This window comes from Parasphingorhabdus sp., from assembly GCF_048267785.1.
GTDB lineage: Bacteria > Pseudomonadota > Alphaproteobacteria > Sphingomonadales > Sphingomonadaceae > Parasphingorhabdus.
The window spans coordinates 210,581-227,601 of sequence record NZ_JBLWWU010000001.1; the positions used below are offsets into that span (position 1 = coordinate 210,581).

Annotated in this window: 10 protein-coding genes and 2 tRNA genes; 7 read left to right on the top strand and 5 right to left on the bottom strand. The window is 54.3% G+C overall.

Annotation, left to right across the window (positions count from 1 at the left end):
* Window positions 1–16 precede the first annotated feature (16 nt).
* The 3 genes from ACN0VD_RS01005 to ACN0VD_RS01015 all read left to right on the top strand — a co-directional run bounded on the left by ACN0VD_RS01005 (window position 17) and on the right by ACN0VD_RS01015 (window position 2,319).
* Window positions 17–1,255 (top strand): mechanosensitive ion channel, encoded by a 1,239-nt coding sequence (locus ACN0VD_RS01005; protein WP_417590669.1) that lies wholly within the window; start codon window positions 17–19, stop codon window positions 1,253–1,255.
* A gap of 85 nt (window positions 1,256–1,340) precedes the next feature.
* Complete coding sequence (locus ACN0VD_RS01010) at window positions 1,341–2,213, top strand: hypothetical protein (RefSeq protein ID WP_417590671.1); 873 nt, start codon at window positions 1,341–1,343, stop codon at window positions 2,211–2,213.
* A gap of 30 nt (window positions 2,214–2,243) precedes the next feature.
* Window positions 2,244–2,319: transfer RNA gene (locus ACN0VD_RS01015), tRNA-Thr, on the top strand.
* Between the two features lie 181 nt (window positions 2,320–2,500).
* Here ACN0VD_RS01015 and ACN0VD_RS01020 read toward each other — a convergent pair.
* Window positions 2,501–3,367 (bottom strand): hypothetical protein, encoded by an 867-nt coding sequence (locus tag ACN0VD_RS01020; protein ID WP_417590673.1) that lies wholly within the window; start codon window positions 3,365–3,367, stop codon window positions 2,501–2,503.
* A gap of 102 nt (window positions 3,368–3,469) precedes the next feature.
* Window positions 3,470–6,259 (bottom strand): TonB-dependent receptor, encoded by a 2,790-nt coding sequence (locus tag ACN0VD_RS01025; RefSeq protein WP_417590675.1) that lies wholly within the window; start codon window positions 6,257–6,259, stop codon window positions 3,470–3,472.
* 165 nt (window positions 6,260–6,424) lie between these two features.
* On the opposite strand from ACN0VD_RS01025, the gene ACN0VD_RS01030 reads away from it, so the two are divergent.
* From ACN0VD_RS01030 to ACN0VD_RS01040, 3 genes are all read left to right on the top strand, one after another.
* Complete coding sequence (locus ACN0VD_RS01030; protein ID WP_417590677.1) at window positions 6,425–8,122, top strand: alkaline phosphatase D family protein; 1,698 nt, start codon at window positions 6,425–6,427, stop codon at window positions 8,120–8,122.
* A 282-nt stretch (window positions 8,123–8,404) separates the two neighbouring features.
* Complete coding sequence (locus ACN0VD_RS01035) at window positions 8,405–10,948, top strand: TonB-dependent receptor (RefSeq protein WP_417590679.1); 2,544 nt, start codon at window positions 8,405–8,407, stop codon at window positions 10,946–10,948.
* Window positions 10,949–11,178: 230 nt separating this feature from the next.
* Window positions 11,179–14,154: a TonB-dependent receptor gene (locus tag ACN0VD_RS01040; RefSeq protein ID WP_417590681.1), complete on the top strand. Its 2,976-nt coding sequence runs from the start codon at window positions 11,179–11,181 to the stop codon at window positions 14,152–14,154.
* Between the two features lie 78 nt (window positions 14,155–14,232).
* Here the strand turns inward: ACN0VD_RS01040 and ACN0VD_RS01045 are convergent, their stop codons facing one another.
* The 3 genes from ACN0VD_RS01045 to ACN0VD_RS01055 all read right to left on the bottom strand — a co-directional run bounded on the left by ACN0VD_RS01045 (window position 14,233) and on the right by ACN0VD_RS01055 (window position 15,679).
* A complete protein-coding gene (locus tag ACN0VD_RS01045) occupies window positions 14,233–14,532 on the bottom strand; it encodes an excalibur calcium-binding domain-containing protein (protein WP_417591075.1) in 300 nt (99 codons plus the stop codon).
* Between the two features lie 196 nt (window positions 14,533–14,728).
* Window positions 14,729–14,813 (bottom strand) — tRNA-Leu (locus ACN0VD_RS01050).
* A 104-nt stretch (window positions 14,814–14,917) separates the two neighbouring features.
* On the bottom strand, window positions 14,918–15,679 hold the full coding sequence (locus tag ACN0VD_RS01055; protein ID WP_417590683.1) for a prepilin peptidase: 762 nt from the start codon (window positions 15,677–15,679) through the stop codon (window positions 14,918–14,920).
* Between the two features lie 150 nt (window positions 15,680–15,829).
* Between ACN0VD_RS01055 and ACN0VD_RS01060 the strand changes: the two genes are divergently transcribed.
* Complete coding sequence (locus tag ACN0VD_RS01060; protein WP_417590685.1) at window positions 15,830–17,020, top strand: acetyl-CoA C-acyltransferase; 1,191 nt, start codon at window positions 15,830–15,832, stop codon at window positions 17,018–17,020.
* Window position 17,021 lies beyond the last annotated feature (1 nt).

Below are 17,021 nucleotides of genomic sequence, written 5' to 3' on the forward strand. Positions count from 1 at the left end.
AAGCTATATGGATGGCATGCGAATAGGCAATTATGCTCTGGACACGGAGCTTGCGATAGAAATAGGCCAGAAAATCGGCCTTGCAATCGTTATTCTTTTTGTCACTTGGGCTTTGGCAAAGGCCGCAAAATGGGCTTTTGCCAAACTGGTCGACAACATAGGCTTCCTTCGACGTGATACGGGATCTGGCACCTCACTGGGTCAATCATTGGGCAAGATCGCCAGTCTCTTGATCTGGCTGTTCGGCTTGATTGCTGTTCTGACGGTCTTCGGCCTTGGTGGTGTAGTACAACCGATAGAAGGTTTGCTTAACACCGTTATGCAGGCTCTGCCGGGCATCGTAATGGCCGTGGTCGTCTTTTTCGTTGGCCTGAAAATAGCAGATATCCTGCGTGATCTGGTAGTGACAGCTCTGCAAACATTCGACTTCGACAAATGGGCAAATCGCGGCGGCATCGATACGGCAACCGGAAATAGCCAGATTTCGTCTACAATCGGATCGATTGTTTACGCGCTGACGGTCATCTTTGTAGCAATTTTTGCTCTCGATATTTTGAATATCGAGTCTATCTCTGGCCCGGCCAGCGAAATGTTACGCATGATTTTCCAAGCCCTCCCTGCGATTTTCGCTGCTGCTATTACCTTGGGCCTTGGCTATTTGATCAGCAAATTTATGGTTCAGATCATCAAGGATATCCTGCCAGGCCTCGGTGTAGACCAATCCGCCGCTGCGATCGGTATATTGCCAGAAAGCACGTCTCTGACGTCTATTCTCGCTCGGATTGCCCAGATCGGCATCATGTTATTCGCTGCAATCGCTGCGACGCGCCTGCTCGGATTCCCTGAATTGACTCAGATTTTGGACCAGATTCTTGAACTGGGTGGTCGGGTATTATTCGGGGGCGTAGTGATAATGGCCGGTTTCCTTATTGCCAATCTGCTCGCTCGCGTGATGAGCAGTGCAGATGAAGGCAAGTTGGCTGGAAACATTATCCGCTATGCGACGATCATATTGTTCACCTTCATGGGCCTGCAGTTTATGGGTGTCGGACAGGAAATCGTACAAACAGCATTCACGGCACTGGTGATCGGTGGGGCAGCTGCTGCAGCATTGGCCTTTGGCTGGGGTGGCCGCAATGTGGCTGGCAAACTATTGGAAGATCTCTACGCCAATCCGCCGAAACCGAAAGCACCTGTTGCAAAAAAACCAGTGGCACGGAAAGCTCCGGCCAGGAAAACGGTCGTTAAAAAATAGACTTCGGTCGATAAGCAAAAGAACAAGGGCGGGTCCGATGGGCCTGCCCTTTTCTTTTGTCACCATGATGCGCTAAACGACCAGCGTGCGAAGCTTCTCCCATTTTGCCTGCATCGACTGGTCGGGCGCCAAGACAGAACGTCCACAAGGCATTGCGGTCGCAATTATCGGTCCGGACGGTCCCCCTGCCCTGATATCTCCAAAGCCGCGCTGGTCCAGAGAAGATGTTCTCGCCTGGCTTTTGCACCTCGCGAAAGAGAAGCGGGATATCTTGATCGGCTTCGACCTGTCGATGTCGCTGCCCTTTATCGATCACGGTGCCTTTTTCCCCGGATGGTCCGATAGCCCCGACCATGCGAAGGCACTGTGGAGCGAAGTCGATACGATGTGCAGTGATGAGCCGTATTTGAATGTCACCAACTTACTGAACCACCAAGAAACAAGCCGCCATTTTCGTCATGGCGGGGGCCGGGTTGGTGATCTTTTCACCGGCGGGACCGGGCGCTTGCGTGAAGTCGAACGCTATCAGCGCGAAACCGGACAGGCGAACAGTGCCAGCTGCTTCAATCTAGTCGGTGCGGCCCAGGTTGGAAAATCGAGTCTCACCGGCATGCGACTGCTGCATCGGCTTGGTGGTGTAATTCCGGTCTGGCCTTTTGATTCGGTTCCCGATTCCGGTCCCGCCATTGTGGAGATATATACAACCGTTGCCGCGCTGGCCGCAGGTCAGCCTAAAGGACGCAGCAAGGTACGGGATCGTGCCGGCCTCAAGCAAGCGCTGACACGGCTGGATACGCCAATCCCGGCAAGACTGCCACGCTATGACGACCACAGCACCGATGCCCTGATCACCGCCGCCTGGATGAAGCAGGTCGCCGGTAATCGAGCGCTCTGGCACCCGCCCGCTCTGACCGATGAAATCGCGCAAAAAGAGGGCTGGACCTTTGGCGTGGTTTGACGCTAATAGCGCCCAGCAAATCCAGTGCATGCCGAATTAGCTCAGCTGGTAGAGCAACCGCCTTGTAAGCGGTAGGTCATCCGTTCGAGTCGGATATTCGGCACCATTTCAGATATTGGTCGGAAAACCGCCATTCTTGCGGAGGCAGAGCAGCCAAGGACGGGCACCAATTTAGGACCGGTCCTTCAGGTGCTGTTGTGACTGCGGATATATGGTGAACGCGCTATGTAAAAAAGCTCTGGCCAACAAATGGCAGTGCGCAACTTTGCTCTACTCAATCCACGGCACTATGGAAGTTTGGGCAGCTCTATCGCTTTCACGAGACCCAATTTACGATCCACCGCATAGATTATCTGACTATTGTCTGGCGCAAACGAAAAGGCTTGGCCCTCGATCTCGAGTGAAATGGTCGCCACATGTGTCAGATAGGGCCCGCTGACGGGCGCTTCGAGAACATAGATCTCGGGTCGGTCGTGGCCGGATATATATAGTCTGCCATCGGGGCCGATCGCACCGCCAGATGCGGCGTAGGGAGCCATGAGATCGGTTATCGCTTTCGGGAACAGCCATCCGCCTGTGCGCCGCCACTGCTTGTCAAAAGTCACGACACTGGAATAGCGATGGTCCTTATAGGGAACCCCGCGTCGGTCATAATGGGCAAAGGATGCAAGAAAACCGTCTTCCGTGGCCGCGAACCAGGTCAGCGATCCTTCCTCCATCATGCCCAGGCTGTGGGTGGCACGGTGCTCCATGGTTTCCGTATCGAAAATTTCGATGGATGAGCCCATTGGTGCGGCAGGATAATTGGAATTTGCGCACCACAGCTGCGCTGCCTCTACATAGCAGCTGTTGAGATGCTCGATGCCGGGCGAAGGCAGATCACTCCACTGGGCAACAGGCGAACCGTCAGCCAGCATATATTTGCCGATAGCGCTGTTATCGATGGCATAGAAGTGGCGCTCGTCCGCCGCGGCCCCCTGATCGGCTTCCGCGGCATTATATACGTTCAGCGTCTTCGCTTCGAGCAGGACCGGTGTCGGAGTGCCTTTACCATCATGCTGACGCAGGACCGGTTCGCCAAGGCTCGGGCCAGCTGCGGTAGCAGATACGGACAGGAACGCGAACAGCATGAACAATCGCGAGGCTTTGATCACAATAGGATCCTTTGCTTACAGGAATAAAACTGGAGAGCCGGTCAGTGGCGAGCGATCATTTTGACCGCCCGCCACACAAAAGGGATGCTCGATGCTTCTGGATCAGAAACTGGCGCTGAACCCGAAATCGACATTGACGCCATAAGCTTCACGGGCCGTTATCTGATTGCGTATTGCTTGATAGCCGATCGACGGTTCCTCGGTGATATTGGAAACAGAGCCAAAAAACTCCACTCCCTTCATGACACGATAGGAAAGACGGGCATCCAATACGGTGCGCCCTGCTGCATAGCCATCACTTGCGCTGGTTCCGCCAACGGAGGTGAGATAGGCATCCCGGTAACTTAGCGCTACCCTTGCCTCGATCGGGCCTTTCTCATAAAAAAGCGCCCCGCCGGCAATCCATTTGGACTGGCGGAAGAACGGCAGGTCGTCTGTCCGTCCCGGGACATTCACATTGCTGTCGACAAAGGTAACATTGGCCGAAATTCCGAGACCGTCAAGCGGAGCGGGTAGGAACGTCAACCGCCGAACCGCATTGGCTTCAATCCCGAACAATTCTCCATCCGTTGCATTCTGGGGCTGTGACAGGCCAAGCAGATCAATCCCCGCAAAGCTGGTGTCGACCAGACGCTGCGTGTAAACCGGGTTCTTGATATTCTTGTAGAACATGGCGAGCGAGAAAATGCTCTCTGCATCGGGATAATATTCGGCCGAGAAATCCAGTCCCATCGATGTATAAGGTTCCAGTCCGGGATTACCTGCTGCGCCTTCGCCATCCTCTTCCTCGAATGTTGGCACGACATCGCTATAGTTGGGGCGGCCGATGGTATTGGTCCAGGCTGCCCGAATGGCGACATTCGGCATTGGGCGATAATTTAGCGCCAAGCTTGGCAGCACGTGGGTATAGGTCTGATCAAAGCTTAGGGGCGTGATATCAGACACGGTAATTGAGCCGTTGCCATCGGTATCGCGGATGGCGAATGCATCATAAGTACCCTCGGTCCGCTCAATCCGCACGCCACCAATTGCGGTCAGATCGCCCAACTCCATACTGGCCATCACATAACCGGCATAGATTTTTTCATTGACGCGATAATCCGATGCACGGTCGTTGAAACCGGTTGTCTCTTCATCGAGGACCAGCGAGCCGGGATTCTGCTGGAAAAAATAGTCCAGGGTCGCGGCATAATCCATCGCCGGTCCAAAGCGGTAATCACCATCATAAAAATTGCTGATTTCTGGTAGGGCCGTGCCGGTGTCAGCAAAAGTGACGGCGGCGGCCGGTTCCCAGAGTTCCTGATAATTGTCACGGTCCTTGGTCCGGTCCGTATATTTTACACCAAATTTGAGGAAACTGTCGCTCACGTCGGCAAAGTTGACCTTTATGTCAGCCTTGATGGCGTGCAGGTCCTCGTCGATTGTCTCGCGACGAAGGCGAATGCGGCGCAGTGGAAAAGATGCCGGATCGAACAAGACTTCATCGACGTCAACGAACGTGGGCATTTCGCCTTCGACAAGAATGGTCGAGACCGCGACGCTCCCCGAGCGATATTCGATATCGTCGCGCACCGGTGTATGTTCCTGCGCGTGCGCATAGGTATAGTTCAGGGCAAGATCGACATTGCCGAAGCTGAAGTCCGCACCCGGCGAGATATTATAGAGCTTCTGGGTCTGTTCGTTCTGGCGAAACTCACGGGTTGCCCTGCCCGATGAATAGGTGACCTGGTTGGGGGCCGGAAACGTGATGTCGCCGCGATCCATATCATAATCAAACTGGTCGCGTCCTTCCACGTCGGTAAATTCATTGTAGATATTGCGAACATAAAGATGGACGGTATCGCTTGGCCGCCAGTCCAGATTCAGGATTGCGCCAATGCGTTCCCGCATGATCGAATAATCAAAATAGCGCATGCCGGTAGGGGCGAAGAAACCGTCTGAAACTTCGGTCCAGCCCAACGGATCAACCAGTTGGCTGTCGATGAACCGCTTCGAATAGCTTATACCGGCAACAATACCGAAGCTCTCATCCGGCCCGATCTTTTGTCCGTGCATCGCGCTGGCAGCGAAACCGAGCTTGTCAGACGCACCGTTATAAATGCCCCGACCGGACAGATAGGTGAACGGCTTGTTCTGGTCGAACGCCGTCGGCGTGACGATATTGATCGAACCGCCGATCGCATTGGCATCATAATCGGGGGTAACGGTCTTCACCACCTCGATGGCAGCGACCAGATCCGAGGGAATAGTATCGAGCGCCACACGTCGGCCTTCCGCCTCGGGGATACCGACAATATTGCCGTCGATAGTCACCTGATTCAGGTTGGGATCAACGCCGCGAATGACGACATAGCGTGGTTCGCCTTGATCAATTTCGACCGAGATTCCCGGAAGCCGCTGCAATGCTTCGGCGGTGTTATAGTCGGGCAGCTTGCCAATACCATCAGAGGATACAATGTCCGCAATGACGGGCAAGGACCGCTTGCGTTCAATCGCCAGCAGGCGCGACGTGCGTGCGCCTGTGACGACGATGGCGCCATCTGAGGCGTCCCCAACTAGCTCGATACTGGCATCGGCAGTTACCGAACCTTCCTGCGGTACCGTGACTGTGATTCTCTGGTCTTTATAACCCGGCTGCACAATGAGCAGCGTGTAGGTGCCCGCATCAAGGCCGAGCATCGAATAGCGTCCGTTTTGGTCAGTGCCGACCGATTGACCGGTTTCTTCGATCATTACCGTCACTCCGCGCGCTGGACGATCCAGCGAAGCACTGCTGATTGTCCCGACGACGTCACCGGCAATTGCTGTTCCAGGCAAGGTGACAGAAGCCAGAATTGCTGCACGGAGCAAGCGTGTGCGGCGGCCTTTACGGTTAAGAATTTCACGACCCATTTTATAAACCCCATTTTTGAGTGAACCAGTTGTGGGGCGTCCGCTAGCGGTCGGGAATGACGGCCTGATTGCTGTAACATGTATTAAATGTGAAAGTTATTGGTCGGTTTTTAAATAGTTCGGACGTTTAATTAATGTGTCACACCAGCGCATTAGCCGGCGGCCATGACCAAGAAAAAATTTACGCTGCCGTCCTCGCCATTGCCCGCCGTTTCGCGGCGTTCGCTCCTGCGGGCATCGGCAATCAGCCCCACCCTGTTCATGGCCAGTTCGCTAAGAGCGGCCCCACAACCGGCTTTTACCCACTCGGTCGCCAGCGGCGATCCCGAGCAGCGAAGCATTACACTGTGGACAAGATATGTGTCACCCGATGCAGAGCCCGCCTGGTTGCAGGTCGAAGTTGCAGAGGATGAGCAGTTCGAACGGATCGTTTCACGCACTTCCGCCCTGTCAGTGCCGGGCAAGGATTACTGCGTTCATGTCCGGCCGGACAATCTCCAGCCGGGGAACTGGTATTATTATCGCTTCCGGGCCGACACGGGCGAGGTTTCTCCCACCGGACGCACACGCACTTTGCCGGAAGGTCCGTTGAACCAATTCCGGATCGGCATCTTTTCCTGCGCCAATGCGACATCGGGCTGGTTCAATGCCTATGCCCATGCTGCGGCCCGCGATGATCTCGACCTGCTGGTTCATTTGGGTGACTATATTTACGAATCCAAGCTGGACCGCTCCGATGCGCTCGAGGGCATGGCAGAGCTTCGGGGAATAGAGCCCGCGCACGAAGCGGTCAGTCTTTCCGATTATCGCAAGCGCTACGCCAGTTATCGCGCCGACCCGGGTTTGCAGGAATTGCACCGTCGGTTCCCGATCATTGTGATGTGGGACGACCATGAAACCGTAAACAACAGCTGGACCGACGGAGCGGCCAACCACGATCCGGCCACAGAAGGACGCTGGAGGGACCGGATGGCGGCTGGCGTGCAGGCCTTTCAGGAGTGGCTGCCGATGCGCAGCAAGCCCTATACCCAATATCAGCTTGGTGATCTTGCCACATTGTTCCGTTTGGAAACCCGGCTGATTGGGCGTTCGGAGCAGCTCGATCTGCGGGACGCCATCAGTGGCGGTGAAAAGGATGTCGCTGCCGCTGCCATAGCATTTCGCGATGGGCCACTGAATGATCCGGCACGCACGATGATGGGAGCCGAACAGGAACAGTGGCTCGCGGACGGTCTCACCGCATCCACCGCATCTGGCCGGAAATGGCAAATTCTGGCGCAGCAGGTCATCATGGGTCAGTCCCGCATGCCCGCAGATTTCTCGGCCTTCTTTGGCCCGGATGATCGGATAAGCGCAAAGAAACTCGAAGAAATGAAGGTCTCCGCACGCCTTTCCGCCATCGATGTGCCGTACCATATGGACCGATGGGAAGGCTATCCTGCGGCACGGCGGCGATTGCTGCAAGCTTCGCAAGAGGCAAATGCGGATCTCGTGGTTCTCAGCGGCGACAGTCACAATGCCTGGGCGTTCAACCTCGAACATGGCGGTCAGCCCGTGGGCGTGGAACTGGCCGTGCAAGGCGTGTCTTCGCTTGGAATGGACAAGCGCTTCCACGGTGATCCGATTGCCATCGCGGAGCGGTTCGTCGATGCCAGTCCCGATCTCGCATGGTGTGATACAAGCCAGCGGGGCTATATGGTGCTCGATGTGCAGACCGACCATATTTCGAACGAATGGCTATTCATTCCCTCACGTATTGCTCGCTCGGTAAAGGTCAGCGGAACCCACCAAATGCAGGTAGCGAGGGGCACACGAAAGCTCGCGGTTGGAAGTTTGCCTCTTCCCAAAGCTGTGTCCGGTTAACCTTTAACCATGGTCGACCGAAATTCTCCAGTGATTCGATTGCCCATCTTTAAAGTCTATGGAGCACCATTACCGAACATTCAAATATTGTGGCTTAGTTGCAACGATATTTGAATGCTCCGCAGTAAAGCGCAGTAATGCAGCCTTTTTCGGGCAAATCGACTGGACTATATCTGATATTTGAACCAGTGCCCGGCACCGGAACGGGCAATCCGCTCCATTTGTTTGACGCCCCCTAATTCAAGCCCCCCGAATATAACGGTTGGGGCGCAGGAGATTCCAATGAATATCGCCAAATTTTTGACCGCTACTGCTCTCGGTAGCGTGTTTGCCGTTTCACCTGCCTATGCGCAGGATGTGCAGGAAGAAGAAACGTTTGATAGCAATGTCATCATCGTGACTGCCACGAAGCGCGAACAAACGCTTCAGGAAATTCCAGTGGCGGTTACCGTGACCGGTGCAGAAGATATTGCCAAGGCACAGGTCCGCGATCTGAACGATCTTCAAACACTCGCGCCAACCTTGCGCGTCAACCAGTTGCAAAGCTCCGCGAACACCAATTTCATCATTCGCGGCTTCGGCAATGGTGCAAATAACGCCGGAATCGAACCCTCGGTTGGCGTATTCATAGACGGTGTTTATCGTTCGCGCTCTGCAGCGCAAATTGGCGATCTTCCGAACTTGGAACGAGTCGAAGTTTTGCGCGGTCCGCAATCGACCCTTTTCGGCAAAAACGCATCTGCCGGCGTGATCAGCATCGTCACCCAGAAGCCACAGTTTGATTTCGGCGGTTCTGCAGAGATCAGCTACGGCAACTATGACGCGATCATTGCAAAGGCTGATATTACCGGACCGATCAGCGACACCATCGCCTTCAGCCTCGCGGGGAATATCAACAAGCGCGACGGTTATGCAAGCGACCTGAACCTCGGCACCAAAGTCAACGAACGCAATCGTTACGGTTTTCGCGGACAGTTGCTGATCGAGCCTTCCGATGATCTGACGATTCGTCTGATCGCTGACTATGACAATATCGACGAAGATTGCTGCGTTGCGGGCAATGTCGTCAACGGGCCGACTGGTGCTATCGTAAATGCGTTGGCGGGCGGCATCGGTCTTGATGCAGAAAATCCGTTCTCCTATAATGTTTACACCAACCTTCCTTCCGAGAACCGGATCAAAAATTACGGTGGTTCGGCGCAGGTCGATTACGATCTGGGCGCGTTGAGCCTGACCTCGATTACGGCTTATCGCGGAGTCGATTCCTACAGCAATCAAGATTCGGATTTCACCGCCGCCGACTTGCTCAGGAAGAATTCCAATGACACCGATATCCGGACATTCACTCAGGAATTCCGCGTCGCATCGGATTTTGACGGTCCGATAAATTTCCTGTTGGGTGGTTATTATTTCAACGAGAATATCGATATCGCGAATGACATTGAATTTGGCAGCGATTTCCGGGCCTATGGCGACGCGTTAATTGGTGCGGCTACCGGTGGAGCCTTGAACTTCAATACGCTTGAAGCTGCATTTGGCGGCAGTGATTTTGCAGCCGGTCTGGCGGCATCGCCAGCGGTTTACGCCAACCAGTTTTTCGCCAACGGCTCGGGCTATGACGAGGTCTATACTTTCAAGAACGAAGCTTTCTCGTTTTTCGGCACGGTTGATTTTGAACTGACCGATGGCTTGGTTCTGACCGGCGGCCTCAATTACACCAACGACAAGAAGAGATTCTCCGGTAATCTGGTTGCGACAGAAGCGTTCTCGGCGATCGATTTCGATGCACCGCAATATGCGGCGTTTCGCGAGCAGCTGTTGCTCGGTGCCGGTGTGGACGCTGGTACGGCCGCCTTTCTGGCAGCCAATCCAACCATTACATTACCGGATGGTTCAAGCGCTAATCCGCTCGCAGGATTGGCCGCGTTGCAATTCTTCCCGCCGTTCGTCAATCTGCCAAACGCGGTGGAAGACGGTCGTACAAGTGATGACAAGCTGACCTATACGGCTCGTTTGGCCTATGAGATTGCGCCAAGCCTGAATGTCTATGCAAGCTACGCTACGGGCTTCAAAGCAAGTTCGATCAACCTGTCACGGGATAGTCGTCCTTTCGCATCTGACGCAGCTGCGCTGGGAGCTGCCGGACTGTTGCAGGCAAACCAGACTTTTGGTTCTCGCTTTGCTGCACCGGAAAATGCGACAGTCTATGAAATCGGTATCAAGGGTCAGTGGGATGTTGCTGCCTTCAACCTGACCTTCTTCACCCAGTCGATCAAAGGCTTCCAATCGAACGTCTTCAACGGAACCGGTTTTGAACTGGCCAATGCCGGGAAGCAAACCACCAAGGGTTTTGAATTTGACGGTAATGTCGAGCCGATTGACGGTCTGAAATTTAACGTCGCGGTGGTTTATCTGGATCCGGTCTACGACAGTTTCGTGAATAGCGTCTACGGCGATATTTCGGGAACGACCCCGAATTCCATTCCCGCCCTGTCTACGACATTGGGTGTCGACTATGATATCGACCTCAGCGACATGCTGGGCCTGAATCTTCGTGCCGACTATCATTATGAGTCGAAGGTTAATCTGATTGACGACAATCCGTCAGATCCAACGTCGATCAACTTCACTCGTGAAGTCAATGCGCTGAACGCTTCGGCAACATTGACCTATGATGAAAATATGAAGTTCACGATCTGGGGCCGCAATCTTACGGATGCGCAATATTTGACAACGGTATTTCCGGCCGTTGGCCAGGATGGCAGCTATACCGGCTATCCCAATCAGCCCCGGACCTATGGTGTGACTGCACGCTATACGTTCTAAAACTGACCCAAAATTCGAAAATCAGGCCCTGCCAGAGAACTGGCGGGGCCTTTTTTGTATCCAAATTGCACCAAATTTCCTCTCTTTGATGCAAAAATAGAACTCGATGATGCAATTTTCTCATTTCAGGCTGGACTTAATCGAGCGATTAGTTGAATGTTGGGTCATTGGGGGGATGAGTAAAAAGCTACACTCTCCGATAATAACGTTGGGATTTGGGAGAGAGAGAAATGCGTAAATCGCTATTGTTAGCCGCCACCGCTATATCGACAATTTCGGCACCTGCCATAGCACAGGATCGTGACGATGGTGTCATGGATGATAATGTCATTATCGTAACCGCACAACGGCAGGCACAAAGTGCCCAGGATGTACCAATTGCGGTTTCCGCCTTTTCCGGGGCAGCTCTGGAAGCACAGCAGATCGAGAATAGTTCCGATCTTCAGCTGACACTTCCGAACATCACTTTTACCAAAACCAACTTTACCAGTTCCAGTTTCACGATCCGAGGAATTGGCGATCTGTGTGTGGGTACGTCCTGCGATCAGGCGACCGCTATCCACCTCAATGATTCACCATTATTCTCCACCCGATTGTTTGAAACAGAGTTTTTCGATCTTGAACGAGTCGAAGTGTTGCGTGGTCCGCAAGGCACATTGTTCGGACGGAACGCAACCGCTGGCGTGGTCAATGTCGTGACCGCTAAACCGAAAATGGGCGTGTTCGAGGCTTCGGGTGATGCCGAATATGGCAATTATAATGCGATGAAACTCAAGGGCATGATCAACGTTCCCATCGGTGAAAATGTCGCCTTTCGCGGTGCTGGCGTTTTTGTAAAGCGGGACGGCTATACGACAAATCTCAACGGTGGTCCGGATCTGGATGATCGGGAACTCTATTCGGTGCGCGGTTCGCTGCGCTTCGAGCCTACGCCCGATACTACCATCGACCTCTACGCTTCCTATTTCCGTGAAGATGACAATCGGATGCGGATCCAGAAACAATATTGTCAACGAGACCCTACAGGTATTCTGGGTTGTCTGAACAATTCTCGCGATGCAGAATCGTTCAACGCAAATTCCACCTTTACGGCCGCTTTGTCATCGCAGGAATTTCTTGCTATTCGCGGGATACCGACCGCATTTGCGCTTGGCAGCCTCTATGGTCCCGACCAATATGCGGGTATCGATATCCCCGCAGATTCTCGCACCGTCAATACAGCCTTTACGCCGGAATATTTTACCAGCGAGCTAACCTTTCAGGGCAAGATCGAACATGATTTCGGTCCGATCAGCGCGCAGCTTACCGGTACCTATCAGAAGGTGAAACTGGATTCTCGGCAGGATTATAACAACAATATCGGTCGTCGAGACATATATGCACCGGCTTTGAACACGCTTGCGGCAGCGGCTGCAGGCCTCGTTCCCGGCTTGCCCGCGGCCTATTTTGCGCCAATTGCCGCCGCGATCATTCCTAATGGTCCGGACGGCGTGCTGTGTACTTCGGATACTGATACTATCGGTCTCGGGGCATTTGGCGGAAACAGCAATTGTGCGACAACTCCGCTGCAATATGACCGTTCGAACCAGTATAACAGCAGCTGGTCGGCAGAAGCGATCATCTCGAGCGACCTTGACGGGCCGTTCAACTTCCTGGTCGGCGGTATCTACGCTGACTATCATCTCACCGAGAACAGCTATTATGTAAACGCCTTCGCGATTGACTATGTCGCAGGGCTGCTCGGCAGTTTCACCGCGCTTGGCAATCAGGATGCGATGGGCAATCCCGCTCCATTGCCGCCGTCCTTTCTTGGCACACCATATTTCCGCAACAATACGGATGATTTGAAAGTTAAATCCTACGGTCTCTTCGGCGAAGTATATTTCGACATCAGCGACAAGCTGAAGCTGACGGGTGGTTTGCGTTACAACAATGACAAGAAGAATGTGCAAGCGCGTTCGACTTTGGCCAGCTTCCTTGTTCCTTATGGCCAGACAGCCAATGCATTTGAATCTCCGTTTGTTGGATCTTTTGATGCCGACCCTGGTACCGCTGGCAACCAGATTTTCCAGAATCGGGAAGTGAAATTCAATGAAATCACGGGACGGGCGGTGATTGACTATAAAATCACCGACGATAATCTGCTCTATGCATCCTATTCGCGAGGATATAAGTCAGGTGGTATTAACCCGCCATTGCAGCCGATTTTTGCGGTTCCGGAATCCTTCCTTCCAGAGCAGGTGGATGCGTTTGAAATCGGATCGAAAAACACCTTTGGTGATGGGGCGCTGCAACTCAACCTGACTGCATTCTACTATAAATACAAGGATTTGCAGCTCAGCAAGATTGTTGCCCGGACCGCGGTCAACGGGAATGTTGATGCCGACATCTATGGTGCAGAAGTCGAGGCGATCATTCGTCCTGATCCGGACTGGATGATCAATATGGGCTTCAGTTATCTGCATACCGAGGTCAAGGGAGATACGTTTAACAGCGATCCACGCGACTTTGGCGGTGGCCGTTCGGACGCGGTGATCATCAAGGATATCACCAATGCATCCAATTGTGCGGTGGGCTCTACATCCGGAAACGCAGCAGGAGTGAACGCCTTCGTCAATACGATCAATACGGTGATCAATGCCGGCCTGGTACCCGGTGTCGCGGCTGGTGCCAATCTTCAGCCGACCACGGCCTTTCCGGCCGATGGCAATATTGCCTCGACCGGCGCATTCGGCCTTTGTAGTGTTTTGGAAGCTGCGGCTGCCGGTGCATTCATCGGTGGTGGTGTTGATCCAGCGGCCTTCGGCGGGATTGAATATTTTGCCGCAGGTGTGCCCAAAAACATCAAGGGCAACCAGTTGCCGCAAGCGCCGAAGCTGAAATTCTCCGCTGGCGTGCAATATACGATGAACTTTGACAATGGCATGAGCCTCGTCCCGCGTGTCGATATTGCTTATACGGGTGAAAGCTACGGCAGCATCTTCAACGGCAATGTCAACCGGATCAAAGGCTATGCGCAGGCAAACGCACAAATCCAGCTGAACGGCACGGATGACCGCTGGTATGTGCGCGGATTTGTCCAGAATCTGTTCGACAGCAACTCGGAAACCGGACTTTATGTGACGGATCAATCATCGGGTCTGTACACCAATGTCTTCACGCTCGAGCCGCGTCGCTACGGCATCGGTGCCGGCTTCAAGTTCTGATCTGAAGCATATATGCAATGAAGAAGCCCTGCCAGGAAACTGGCGGGGCTTTTTTGTCACCAGAAACGGCACATCAGGTTATTCACAAGCCTTTCCGTCGCCATCCCGGTCGAGATGCCTGTCATAGCCGCGCTGGCCCCGATATATCGGTGTAGGTCCAGCGGCTCGGGCTGCTGTGCAATTTGGATAATAGTCCCGTGTGCCCGTTGGACGAGCTGGTTGCGGCGCAGTGGTACCACCGCCGTGACAGTGCCTGCCGCCATTTTTGCTATCATTGTGACAGCCGTCGGCAGCCGTCCGACCTCCATGGGCTGCGACTTGTCCGACAGGGATTGTCGCGAGTGTCAATATCAAGATTATATTGCGGCTTATGGGCATCCGGCCATAGTAGGCCGAAAAGGTCAAATATCGATGAACCTCATCAAGGGTTAGCCACAGTCATGATTTCAAGTCTAATCGTGAGTATTGGCAATATAAGAGGTAAAAATGGCAGCAATGGTGAGAGCAGCCCTCGATTGCACCGCGAAATCTGTGTGGTCGTCGATCATCCAGAGCGACTATGCTCCGCAAAAAATGGTGCCCCTGGCCCGACTCGAACGGGCACTCCTTGCGGAACTGCATTTTGAGTGCAGCGCGTCTACCAATTCCACCACAGGGGCACTCTGGCTGCGTCAAACGACGATCAGCGAAATCGAGGCTCTGTTAGCGAAGAGGCCATGCGCTGGCAACGGCTTTTTCACATGACCGCACGAGCATCTGCTACTCAATAGTTAAAGCCAGTACTCGCGGTCTGGTAAAGCCAGAGCGGGAAAGCAGCTACGGCCATTAAACTGCCCAGCGGCAGCATGCTATCAGCTGTGACCTCCTTACCCCGCAATCGCCAGGATATGGCAACCAGAATACCAGCCAGACTCGCACCAAGGATAACCATCGGCAACGCCGACCAGCCCAACCAGCAGCCGATTCCGGCAAGCATCTTGGGGTCGCCTCCGCCCAGTCCCTCTCGTCCGCGCATCTGTTTATAGATTGCCGCTACAATTGTCAGCGACAGGAAACCCGTCAAGCCGCCGACAAGCCGGTCTGGAAATCCTGGAAAATCTGCCAGAAAACCGGCGAGCAATCCCGAAACGGCCAATATTGCGGTCAACCGGTCAGGCAACCAGTGGTGCTTCCGATCGAGGGCGGCAAGCGTCAATAATATCCAGCCGAAAACCGCGCCCGCCAACCCCACGGCATTGGGCGCCACGAACAGGGCAAGTCCGCCAATCAACGCCGCAGCAATCTCTATCGCCAGATGATCGGTTGCGATCGCTTCACCGCATTGCCTGCATTTCCCCGCCTGAAGAATGAAGCTCATCACCGGAATCAATTCCCAACTACGCAGCTGATGCCCACAATGGTCACAGGCGGAGCGACCGGCGATGACCGAACGGCTGTCCGGCCATCGGACTATCAGCGTCGCCAGAAAACTCCCGATGATCAGGCCGAGCAGGACCCCGGCAACCGGAAAGAAAATGATGGGCAACAGACGCTCCAGAGAAGATGTTTGTGATTGATTGGCACGGCCAGCCACGCCGAACAATGGGGCAATTGAAAAATCGAAATGTGACGCCTATGTGCATTCCAGGATTCGTGCTTAGCCCCGGCGGTACATTCAACTCAGAAAGGCCAATTCATGTCCAATTCCGATCCGATTGTCATTCTCTCTTATGCCCGCACACCGATGGGTGCCATGCAAGGGGCGCTCAGCGATGTCAGCGCATCCCATCTCGGTGCTGTTGCGGTCAAGGCAGCGGTCGAACGCGCCGGGGTTGAAGGATCCGATGTCGAACGCATCTATATGGGCAATGTCCTGTCCGCTGGCCAGGGTCAGGCCCCTGCCCGTCAGGCGGCCATTTATGCAGGGCTGCCGCAATCCGTCGAAGCGACCACCGTCAACAAAATGTGTGGTTCGGGCATGCAGGCTGCTATCATGGGCGCAGACGCCCTTGTGGCAGGATCGGTCGATATCATCGTGACCGGCGGCATGGAAAGCATGACCAATGCACCCTATCTGTTGCCCAAGATGCGCAGTGGCGCGCGCCTCGGTCACACCGAAGCCAAGGACCACATGTTTCTCGACGGTCTGGAAGATGCCTATGAATCGGGTCGGGCAATGGGCAGCTTTGCCGAAGAAACCGTTGGCGAATATCAGCTGACCCGCGAAGCGCAGGATGAATATTCGATCGAATCACTTGCCCGTGCCAAGTCCGCAGTGGAAGGTGATGCCTTTGACGACGAAGTCGTCTCGGTTGAAGTTAAAACCCGCAAGGGCAGCGTAACCGTCGACAAAGACGAACAGCCGCTCAAGGGCAACCCCGACAAAATCCCCCAGCTTCGCCCTGCCTTTGCCAAGGATGGCACGATCACAGCAGCCAATGCATCCTCCATTTCCGATGGCGCAGCAGCAATGGTCCTCACGCGCGAAAGCGTAGCAGAAGCCAAGGGCCTGAAGCCGGTTGCCCGGATCGTGGGCCATGCCGCCCACGCCCATGCCCCTTCGAAATTTACAACGGCTCCGGTGAGTGCGATCCAGAAGCTGCTCGACAAGACTGGCTGGTCCGTGGCCGATGTCGATCTATGGGAAGTGAACGAGGCATTCGCCTGTGTTGCCATGTTCGCGATGCAGGATATCGGCATCACCCGCGACAAGTTGAACGTCAACGGCGGTGCCACCGCTCTCGGCCACCCGATCGGTGCCAGCGGTGCGCGTATCATGGTTACGCTGGTCGCGGCGTTGAAAAAACGCGGTCTGAAAAAGGGCGTTGCGGCGCTTTGCATCGGTGGCGGAGAGGCCACGGCGGTCGCACTGGAATTGATCGACTGAT

Coding starts and splice junctions, on each gene's coding strand:
- ACN0VD_RS01045 (WP_417591075.1), bottom strand. CDS start 14,532: ATGCCCATAAGCCGCAATATAATCTTGATATTGACACTCGCGACAATC.
- ACN0VD_RS01040 (WP_417590681.1), top strand. CDS start 11,179: ATGCGTAAATCGCTATTGTTAGCCGCCACCGCTATATCGACAATTTCG.
- ACN0VD_RS01060 (WP_417590685.1), top strand. CDS start 15,830: ATGTCCAATTCCGATCCGATTGTCATTCTCTCTTATGCCCGCACACCG.
- ACN0VD_RS01025 (WP_417590675.1), bottom strand. CDS start 6,259: ATGGGTCGTGAAATTCTTAACCGTAAAGGCCGCCGCACACGCTTGCTC.
- ACN0VD_RS01005 (WP_417590669.1), top strand. CDS start 17: ATGCGAATAGGCAATTATGCTCTGGACACGGAGCTTGCGATAGAAATA.
- ACN0VD_RS01035 (WP_417590679.1), top strand. CDS start 8,405: ATGAATATCGCCAAATTTTTGACCGCTACTGCTCTCGGTAGCGTGTTT.
- ACN0VD_RS01030 (WP_417590677.1), top strand. CDS start 6,425: ATGACCAAGAAAAAATTTACGCTGCCGTCCTCGCCATTGCCCGCCGTT.